The following is a 289-nucleotide window of genomic DNA, read 5'->3' as shown; positions in this document are numbered from 1 at the left end:
ATAGACAACATCCCCTTTAGAAGTCTTCCCAGCGGCCATCGGTCCACCTGAAACAAAACCAGTAGGACTGTTAATACGACGTGCAGCCATCATCATACCGGGGGTAATTTTGTCACAGTTTGGAATACAAATCATGCCATCAAACCAATGTGCATTTACAACCGTTTCTACTGAATCTGCAATGTTTTCACGACTCGGAAGCGAATAACGCATACCGATATGCCCCATCGCAATACCGTCATCTACTCCAATTGTATTAAATTCAAATGGAACCATACCTGCTGCACGC

1 protein-coding gene is annotated in these 289 nt (G+C 44.3%); it reads right to left on the bottom strand.

Annotated elements, in window-relative coordinates; translation table 11 throughout:
* The coding region (locus ACSG5Z_RS31550; protein ID WP_435712922.1) for a dihydroxy-acid dehydratase domain-containing protein at positions 1-289 on the bottom strand (289 nt) is incomplete at both ends.

The organism is Bacillus pretiosus (assembly GCF_051294775.1).
In the GTDB taxonomy this organism is placed as follows: Bacteria; Bacillota; Bacilli; order Bacillales; family Bacillaceae_G; genus Bacillus_A; species Bacillus_A wiedmannii.
This window is presented reverse-complemented; position numbering and strand designations above follow the sequence as displayed.